The organism is Mesorhizobium sp., from assembly GCF_041661565.1.
GTDB lineage: Bacteria > Pseudomonadota > Alphaproteobacteria > Rhizobiales > Rhizobiaceae > Mesorhizobium.
In genome coordinates this window covers 1-8,791 of sequence record NZ_JBAZUD010000182.1, presented here as the reverse complement: position 1 = coordinate 8,791, position 8,791 = coordinate 1, and the positions used below count along the sequence as shown (strand labels likewise).

At 62.7% G+C, this 8,791-nt stretch carries 10 protein-coding genes; 3 read left to right on the top strand and 7 right to left on the bottom strand.

Going from position 1 to position 8,791, the window contains the following annotated elements; translation table 11 throughout:
* From WC739_RS22990 to WC739_RS22980, 3 genes are all read right to left on the bottom strand, one after another.
* Window positions 1–127, bottom strand: a 127-nt coding sequence (locus tag WC739_RS22990; RefSeq protein ID WP_372955295.1) for a glycosyl hydrolase 108 family protein, incomplete at its 3' end; no start/stop codon positions are given.
* 908 nt (window positions 128–1,035) lie between these two features.
* The gene (locus WC739_RS22985) at window positions 1,036–1,743 is read right to left on the bottom strand and encodes a hypothetical protein (RefSeq protein WP_372955294.1); all 708 of its coding nucleotides are present in this window, start codon (window positions 1,741–1,743) and stop codon (window positions 1,036–1,038) included.
* A gap of 95 nt (window positions 1,744–1,838) precedes the next feature.
* Complete coding sequence (locus WC739_RS22980; protein ID WP_372955293.1) at window positions 1,839–3,329, bottom strand: terminase large subunit domain-containing protein; 1,491 nt, start codon at window positions 3,327–3,329, stop codon at window positions 1,839–1,841.
* A gap of 482 nt (window positions 3,330–3,811) precedes the next feature.
* On the opposite strand from WC739_RS22980, the gene WC739_RS22975 reads away from it, so the two are divergent.
* Entirely contained in the window at window positions 3,812–4,693 is an 882-nt protein-coding gene (locus WC739_RS22975) for a hypothetical protein (protein ID WP_372955292.1), read from the top strand.
* Between the two features lie 249 nt (window positions 4,694–4,942).
* On the opposite strand, the gene WC739_RS22970 is transcribed toward WC739_RS22975, so the two are convergent.
* The 3 genes from WC739_RS22970 to WC739_RS22960 are packed head-to-tail and all read right to left on the bottom strand — an operon-like array spanning window position 4,943 to window position 6,393.
* Complete coding sequence (locus WC739_RS22970) at window positions 4,943–5,497, bottom strand: terminase large subunit domain-containing protein (RefSeq protein ID WP_372955291.1); 555 nt, start codon at window positions 5,495–5,497, stop codon at window positions 4,943–4,945.
* 40 nt (window positions 5,498–5,537) lie between these two features.
* On the bottom strand, window positions 5,538–5,999 hold the full coding sequence (locus WC739_RS22965; RefSeq protein ID WP_372955290.1) for a hypothetical protein: 462 nt from the start codon (window positions 5,997–5,999) through the stop codon (window positions 5,538–5,540).
* Entirely contained in the window at window positions 5,992–6,393 is a 402-nt protein-coding gene (locus WC739_RS22960) for a hypothetical protein (RefSeq protein ID WP_372955289.1), read from the bottom strand. The genes WC739_RS22965 and WC739_RS22960 overlap by 8 nt, the downstream gene beginning before the upstream one ends.
* A gap of 458 nt (window positions 6,394–6,851) precedes the next feature.
* Between WC739_RS22960 and WC739_RS22955 the strand changes: the two genes are divergently transcribed.
* A complete protein-coding gene (locus WC739_RS22955; protein WP_372955288.1) occupies window positions 6,852–7,667 on the top strand; it encodes a class I SAM-dependent methyltransferase in 816 nt (271 codons plus the stop codon).
* A gap of 191 nt (window positions 7,668–7,858) precedes the next feature.
* Here WC739_RS22955 and WC739_RS22950 read toward each other — a convergent pair whose 3' ends face one another.
* Window positions 7,859–8,287 carry a DoxX family protein gene (locus tag WC739_RS22950; protein ID WP_372955287.1) on the bottom strand — a complete coding sequence of 143 codons (429 nt, stop codon included), beginning with the start codon at window positions 8,285–8,287 and terminating at the stop codon, window positions 7,859–7,861.
* Window positions 8,288–8,502: 215 nt separating this feature from the next.
* On the opposite strand from WC739_RS22950, the gene WC739_RS22945 reads away from it, so the two are divergent.
* Window positions 8,503–8,694, top strand: a complete 192-nt coding sequence (locus tag WC739_RS22945; RefSeq protein ID WP_372955286.1) for a hypothetical protein — start codon at window positions 8,503–8,505, stop codon at window positions 8,692–8,694.
* Window positions 8,695–8,791: the final 97 nt, after the last annotated feature.

Sequence of the window (8,791 nt, the reverse complement as noted above, 5' to 3'; positions counted from 1 at the left end):
CATAGCGCCGGAAATTGGCGAGCGTGACGCCCTTCATGGTGGCCCCGCCTGGGTCGGCGGGGTTGTCCGACCAGCCACCTTCCGAACGAAGGACGAGCGCAAGCGCCCGCGCGAAATTGCGGTCCATGGGAGTTCCTTTTGTTGTGTGGTCAGCTATCGTAGCTCGTTGAGTGACTCGCACGCACGGCCAGACGCCGTCACCATCCGATCGATGTCGCCTGGCAGCGAGAGGCTACACAAAACTGCAGCGAGGAATCCGTGAACTGGAATGCACTGGCGTTCACGGATTGCCATGTGTGCGCGATCATTGAGTAGCGACATCCCCGCGTCGGATTCACCTGCCCCAATCGCTTGTCCTGTGTCAAAAACTAGGTCTGTCATTAACCGCTTTGGATCCCCTTGGGAGATGGCACTCGTTAATGACGACCGACACGGCAAGTACATTTCGTCTCGACCGATCGACCGGAAATCTCGGCTCTTTGCTTCAATGATTAAGGCAACGCCACCGGTGGGATGACCGTAGTGCTCGGTCGCACACCAAGGATCTCAACTGGCGTTTCCTTTTTCGCCAGGCAGCCGGGGGGATTCTCTCGTCCTCATGGGATAGTTTTCAGATTGACGCGGTGGTGCTAAGGATCGCAGACGCAAGAAGGCTTACAAGTGACGAATGGGGACCTGATGACGGATTCTGGAGAACGAGTTTTCGAGCACGAGGAAGTCGCAGCCCGGCCCGTGTGGTGGATATTGGGTATGTCGATGCTACTAAACGTCATCCTAGCGCTCGCTCTAGCCTTTCAGATCGCCAGATGACACTCCCCAGAAGACCGATAGTTTAGCGATTGAACAGGGCTAATTGGGTAATGACGGCTGTCCCGTATTCCCCTTGCGCAGCGGCGTCGTGCATTCATGGTCGGTGCGCCTTGGCCGCCGTCGACCACCGCGAGTGATCGTCCCACCTCGCCCCCCGGGGACTGAATCGAGCGCCAGCGGCGGGTCATCCGCGCAAGCTGTCTTCACGGGATCCGGTATGTTCTCCTAGATTGTAGGCCAACGCCGGAGGGCCGAAGCCCGCAGAGAATCGAAATCCGCTGCCACCAAAGTTCGGTCGAACACCGCCAGCCCTAATAGACGTGACCCGCTAGCGCTGATGATGCTGCTGTCCCCAGAGGCGCCTATCCTGGCCGAACTTGCAGCGGACGAAGAAAACGAAAAGCTGCTGGTCACGGTTGTGGACTGATATACACCATTTAGGTAGAAATTTCGCGTCCTGCTGGTGGTACTGTCAAGGCTGACACTGACAGCGGCCATATTCACTTGGTTGAAGTTCAACAATGCTGTAGTCGTGTCCATAGAGTTCGCTGATCCATTCCCAGTATATGAGAAGAGCGCCCCGGTGTTGCTCCCATAGAAATGTATTCCGATACTAGTTACAGAGCCTCCCGTGTGAAAAATACCACAGCGCCCAGTTGATAATGGATATACAAAACCGACACATGAATACGTTGCCCCTACTTTATGAAGGGAGTTAATCAGTGTATCATTGGCGTTTGTTGCGAGGAAGAAATCACCACCGTCATATTGAAAATATTCATTGCTACTCTCCATGCCCACACTTCCGTAAAATGCGGGATCATCGGCGGCCACGCCTGTGGTGGTGCCGAGGCTGAAATTGTAACCGTTGCCCGATATGTCAACAAATGTCTGCCCAAAATTGTTCCACGAATCCTTTGCTCCCGGGTCCAAGCAGATTCTAAGATTGGCTAGAAGTCCCGCATCTTTCACAATCTCTCTGAGAGTTCTCTGCGGCCGGTATCTGCGAAGAGGATTTACAAACGGGATCATTGCAGAGCCTCAATGCTTCCTGTTACTGCGCCATTCAGCTTGGTGATGTATAAGTTAAACTTGTTTGCGTTGGTTAACGTCAGCAAATTGCCGCCCGGCGAAAGGGCAAAACCTGAAAACGTGATAGCACCAGCCGAGGCGCCATTTGTGATCTGGACGACCATCGAGTAGTCACCGGCTTGGGTCGGCGCGGCAAATGTGAACGCCCCATTGTTCAGGACATAGCGTAGATTGCCGCCGAGTGGTGAGGGCGCGTAAGTACCCGACGACTTCGTGCCATCGTTGACCGCCGTCGAAGTGAAACCAGCCGTGATGCCAGTGTTATCCACCGCTTTCTGCACCATCGCAGCAGCAATCTCCGACAGCGTATCGAACGCCGCCGACACCCCACCCAACACCACGTCGATCGCCGCTTTGACGAAGCCCGTGGTCGCGATCTGCGTCGTGTTCGTGCCGGGTGCGGCTGTCGGCGCTGCTGGTGTGCCCGTAAGAGTCGGACTTGCCTTCGGTGCAAGGCTTGACACCGCGACGCCGCTATCCTTAGCGATCTTGCCCGTTGTGCCGTTGAACGTGGCGATGTTGTCGGCGACGGCCGAGGCGGGGCCGACGATCAGGTCGACGGCCTTGACACCACTATCCTTGCCCACCTTCCCGGTAGTCCCGGCAAACGTGACGATGTTGTCCGTCACCGAAGAAGCCGGTCCCGTGAAGTCTCCAGCGCCCGCTCCATCAATCCCCTTGTCGCCCGCCCGGTCGAACATCAGCCAGACACCGCCCGCCGTCGTCGGCAACGCGCCGGTGCCGGCGACAAAGCTGAGCGTCAGCTTGCGGTAGCGCGTCGCCGCCATCAAATCGTCGCGCAGTTTCACCACCTGGCCGTCCTTGCGGTGATAGAGCCGGAACTCCTCGAACCAGTCGGTGAGCGTCGAGAACACCTTGAAGCGGCCGGATTGCATGCGGTCGAGCATGTCCATCAGCCCCGCCTCGACCGAGACGGAGCAGTCCGCGAATTGGGCGTGGCGCGACAGCATGTTCAGCCCGTGCGCGGCATATTGTTTGGCGAGCGCCACGCCCGCGCCTTCCAGCGTCTCGCGGCGGCCGTCGCGCGGCCACGCCCAGGGCAGCCAGTCGCCCCAGGGTTTCAGGGTCAGCGTCTGCATGGCCGGCGTCTGCTGCGAGGCGCGCGCGGCCTTGCTGACATAGACGACATCGGCCTCCGTATCCCAGGCGATCTCGACCGCGGCCGAAGGATGGTCCCATCCGAAATCGAGCGCGCCGAGCCGCGGCCAATAGCGCGGCAGCCGGAACGGCTCGCAGGCGATCAGCGCCTCGGCCACCGGAAAGATGCGCCCCGACCCCAGCACCGGAATGCCTCGCGCCCGGGCCTCGCGCTCATGCTCGGGATAGGCCGCGACGATCGCCGCGCGTTCCTGTGCCGAATAATGCGCGGCATCGTCGATGGTCATGAAGGTGACGTGACGGGACATATCAGCCTGCCCTAATCTTCTGCTCCGCACAGCAACGGCTATTGCCAAATACTGTTGATGCAGTGCATGGTTGCTTGGGGATTTGGGGAACTTACATGATCCGCATAGCAATCATGGTGGCCATTGCCGCCGGCACCTCGGCGTGCCAATCGAACGTGCCTTATGATACGAGCAAGCAGACCTGCAAGATCATTGAATATGCCGGGGTGAAGCACAACGTTTGCGCCCCGGAGACACCGAACAAGGTATGCAATGTTTGGTCCAATCGGAGAGGCGAAACAAGGATCTGGTGCCAACCGCTGACGCGGAAAGCCACCGATCCCAAGGCCCGCGCCAGGCAGCTTGCCGGCAGCCACTACCCATAAGCCCGCCCGGCGTCACGCAGCTTGGCGCTTGATGCGGATAACCTTTGCCGACACGCGTCTTTTCTTCCACGATTTTATGCGCTAGGTCCTGCTCCGCATCGGCCAAGCCGATGCGTCTTGGGCTGGCGCTTTCCGCGCGGCCTCTCCTCTACGCGGGTGGGAAAGCCGCTCTTTGCCATGACAGATCTATTCGAGGCGATGCGCCTGTCCGCCGAGGACAGCGAGGTTGCTCATCTTTATTTCAGCGAAGGCGGCAAGATCCTGTTGCCGCTCGGCAAATCGCCAAATGCCCCGTCAGGTCCGGAGATGCTGCAGCTTCTGCTGTCGTCCTCCCATGACCAAGATGGCGCGCTTGCCAACGACCTCCTTGGCGAGCTTGGCAGGACGGTGCCGTTGGAAAGCCTTCGTCTCCTGCTCACATCGGCCAACGCCCGCACCCGCGCGGCGGGCGCGTTTATGGCCACGTTTCAAAATCAGAACATAAGTTCGATGCTGGGCGAACTCGCCGCACTGCTTGGGGAGAGCAACCCGCGCACGCGTTTCGATGCGGTGGAGGCTATCTTGCGATGCAGCACGCGGGACCATGGCGAGTACCTGGCGCAAGCCCTGTTTGCTCTTGATGATGCGCATGACGGCGTGCGCATGGGAGCTGTCCAGTTCGTCCGCTTTGCAAAGGACTGGCAGTTGAAGCTTGCGCGTGAGCATGCGGCATTGCTGAGGCCGCGAACGGCGTTTTCGGCGATCTCGGATATTTCCGGGGAATTTCGAGACGATGCATCGGGCATGATCCGCACGATGCTCGACCATTCCGAGCCAGTGGTGCGGCGTTATGGTCTTGGGCTGGCCGGTCGGGCAAGGTTGGTGGTCGTCGATGCCTTCGTCGAATGGGCGCGGGCGTCGGCCGATCCTGAAATCAGCAAATTGGCGGCCAGTTGCATCGAGCACAACCAGATCTCGCATCACGCGGTGTGGCATTCATCCTTGCCGGCAACCGCCTGAATTTGCTGGCGGAGGGGTAGGGCGAAAGTGACGGGGTGAGGCGCTCCCAGAACATGGGTTTCCTCGCCCCCACGGAGTGGGGGAGAGGTGGCGCGGCAAAGCCGCGACGGAGAGGGGGATGGCGCGAACCTGGTAGGCAAAGCGAACTTCGCCATGCCAAGCCAGCGCCCCACGAAGGCCCACTCTCCGTCCGCTTCGCGGCCACCTCTCCCCCGCCTTGCGGGGGCGAGGAACCCAAGTTCTGAAACCTCACCCCTTCCCCATCCGCTCCACCTCGCCCGCCGACAGGAACAGCAGCACCACGTCGCTCATCCCAAGCAGCGGCGTGAACGTCACGATCGTTATCCCGCCTGTCGCATTGGTTCGGGTCAGGCCTTCGGAATAGATGTCGAGCGGCGGTTCCTCGTCGAACCAGACGCCGTGCAGCGTCTCGCCCTGCCATTTCTCGCGGCCCTTCTCGAAGCTCTTGAATGACAGCACGCTCTCGCCGGCCTGGACATCGCCGCCGCCGCCATGGCGCACCACCACGCTGTCGAGCGCGCCCGGCGCGCCGCGGCCCATGATGGTCTGGTAAAGCGCATCGGCGGGGATCATGCCGGTGCCCCAGGCCGCCTGCTGCTGCGGCGGGCCGACCAGCACGCGCTGCGGGTTGTCGCGCGTGCCTTCGCCGGTGACGCCGGCAGCCCACAGCCGCACCGGCGTTTCGAACACCTTGCCCCGCCACCATGCGGGGTAGCGGCCGGTGAGGTGCATGGCCCACTCGGCGCCGCCCGCCCTGGTCTTGCCCAGCTGGTTGCCGGCCATGAACAGCCTTTCGCGGTTGGTCGCGCCGGCGGCGTGGAATTCAGCCTGGCGTTGGTAGGGCGCGTAGGCCGCCAGCAGATTGCTGCGACGCCTCCGGTCCAGTTCCGCCAGCAGCGCCAGATACTCTGTCCGCGCCGCGACCGGCGGGCTCGTCGAGGAACGGCCGGAGGATGGCTTCGAGGCTGCGGATGCGGCTGCGGATCTCCTCATCGCTCAAGCCGTCCAGTTGGTTGTTGGTGACAAGCGCGTCTCCCGGGAAATCCTTGGGCAGCACCGAAAGCACGATCTTGAGGTACTGGTCCGGCTTGTCGGCCCGCACCTCGGCGATGACGCCGGCGCCATGCGCGCGGAAATCGGCGCGCACGGCGGCGAGGAAATCATCGCCCAGCGTCTTCTTCGTGCGCTTCGCGCGCGATGGAGGCGCGGCGGCCGCGCCGGCGGCAATTCGTTTCGCCGGCCTGGCTTTGCGGCGTGCCGGCCTGGCGGCGGTGTCGTCAGCCATCTGCTCGACCCGTGGCGCCGGCATCGCCAACGCAATCGGCCGGAGCCACCTTTGGGGTCGATCTGGCCGGCTTTTTCGAGCGTGATTTCTTTTTCGCCGCCTTGCCGCTCCTGGCGCGCTTCGGCTTTGCCGGGGCAGTGCTTTGCGCAACGGAGCGTCCTGCCACCCGCGCCCGCGCCTCCAGCCGCGCCAAGACCAGGCCAACGACAGGGCCGCTTTCAGGCCGCGGAAAACAGAAGCCGGCACCAGCCCGCACCATACCGATCCGCACGCCCGGCGCGACCTGTTCGACACGGCCGAGACGCGGCCGGGGTGCGGCGCCCTCGAATTCGCCGATGGCGCTCACGACCTCGTGGCCGTCATCGCCGGTGATGATGGTGGCGTAGCGGGGCATGGGGATTCTCGCTATGTAGATAGTAGGACGGAAGCCAGCACTCCACGGCGCCCCCCTCTGTCCTGCCGGACATCTCCCCCACGAGGGGGGAGATCAGATGTCACGCCCGCTTTCGCCAAGCGCCGCCGTCGCAGAGATGGGCGCCACGCCAAAACTGCCAATCTCCCCCCTCGTGGGGGAGATGTCCGGCAGGACAGAGGGGGGCGCTGTCCCGCCAGCGTTCAAATGCAGGCACCAGCGCAACGGCATGGAAAGGCGCCAGAAACACAAAACCCGCCTAGGCGGCGGGTCGTCGGCGCAAATCAGCACCATTGATAAAATATAGCACCGCTGCCCTCACCCGGTCAACAGCACATAAGAAAAAATTCCTATCCTGTTGTTCGCCAACTTGGGCCCCACCCCACATTGCCTAACGCCCCCATTGATGGGAAACTGCCGCCTCGATGGGGAGGACGGCCATGAGCAACGTCACCACGCATTACGGCAGCGACGGCATTGTCGAGCGCATCCTGGCTGCCATCCCCGACGCCAAGATCGACAGCCTCGATGCCGCGCAGTTCTATCCGTTCGACCAGCTTCATGGCCGCGAACTGATCGCCACCCAGGACCACGCCGCCCGCCTGGCCCCCTCGCCCGGCGACCGGATCCTCGATATCGGCAGCGGCATTGGCGGCCCGGCCCGCTTCCTCGCCGCGACCTATGGCTGCGACGTCGACGGGGTCGACCTGACGCCGGCCTTTGTCGAGGCGTCCAGCCGGCTGACCGAGCTCTGCGGCCTGGGCGACAAGGTCCGGTTCCAACAGGCCGACGCGGCGAAATTGCCGTTTGCGGACGGCACCTTCGACGCGGCGATCTGCTTTTATGTCGGCATGAACATCGCCGACAAGGCGGGCGTGATCGGCGAGGCCTTTCGCGTGCTGAAGCCGGGCGGCAGGCTGATCTGGACCGAAGCCGTGCTGGCGGGGGGCGAGCCGCATTATCCCCTGCCCTGGGCGGTCGCACCGGCAGCCAGCCATCTCGTCGACCGCACGGCGCTGCAAGCCCTGTTCGCCGACGCCGGCTTCCGGATCGACGAGATCATCGACGAAACCGGCGACCATGTCGAACTGGCGCGCAAGCGGGCGAGCTCCGGCATCGTGCCCTCGCCCGCGCAGCAGCAGGCCAACGAGATTGTCCTCGGCGCCGAATTCTTGCAGCGGCGCAAGAACTACATAGGCAGTCTCAGCGACAGCAAACTGGCCTCGCTTGCGATCATCGCCTCGAAGCGCGGTTGACCACACCGGCCCTCGCGGAACGGCAAAAGCAAAAAACCCGCCTCGGCGGCGGGTCATTGGCGCAAATCAGCACCATGGACGAATATTTAGCATGGCTGCCCTCACCCGGTCAATAGTTGTAGGAACAAATTCCTAACAAGTTCGAAAGGACCCCGCAGGCGGCTATTTGCAGCTCGAGCGCAACTCTCCCCTCAAGCGCCTCCCGGCCAACCCGGCTTCACCACCAGCACCTGGCCCGGGCCATGCACGGCGGCGAAGAACAGCCCAGCCAGGAAAGTAAAATGGTCGACGAAGAAGCCGAACTCCGCCTGGTTGGCGGCCCAGTGGCTGGGGCCGTGGAAGGCAAAGCCGAGGAACAGCACATAGGCGGCGGCGGCCAGGGCGGCCTGTGAAAAGAAGGCGCCGGTCAGGAAGCACAGCACCAGCGCGACCTCGAGGATCGCCGCGCACCAGGCCAGGAACAGCGGGAAAGGAAAGCCGGCGGCGGCGATGTAGCCGGCGGTGCCGGCCATGTCCATGACCTTGAAGGTCACCGCCATCAGGAAGACCGCGGCGAAGATCAGGCGGGCGATGAGCAGCCCGGCGGTCCGCAGGGGCGATTGGGCGATTTCCGGCGACATGTCATTCTCCAGTTGTATGGCAATGGGCTTTCGCTCACAGGACGCGCGGGCAGCGCCGGATCCGACATGCCGACGAAGTTTTTCTCAGGCAATCGGTGCTCGATCATGCCCCGGCCACCACCAGCCGTTGCGGCCTCCCCGGCCTTGTCGCGGCGATCTCGATTCCGCTTTGCCGGCTATGGTATAGTGCCGGCCGCTCAATGGGGGAATCGGACATGGCCAAGGCATTGACCATCGGCGCGCCGCGACATCCAGCGACAGTCGCCGCCTATGAACAGGACTGCAGGGAGGCGCTCGGGCCCCATCTCGACGCGCTGCTGGACAAGGTCGAGGCCGCCGGCTGGGACCGCCGGCAGGCCGCGTCGGCGCTGATGTATCTCGCGGCCGCCCGCCTGAAGCCGGCCTGAGACATCGCAGCGCACTGATCACCGCGAGGGGCAAGCCGCCTCCGCCTTATTGTTGGTGCCAGTGGAACACAGAGCCGCCGATCCGTGTTATATCCTG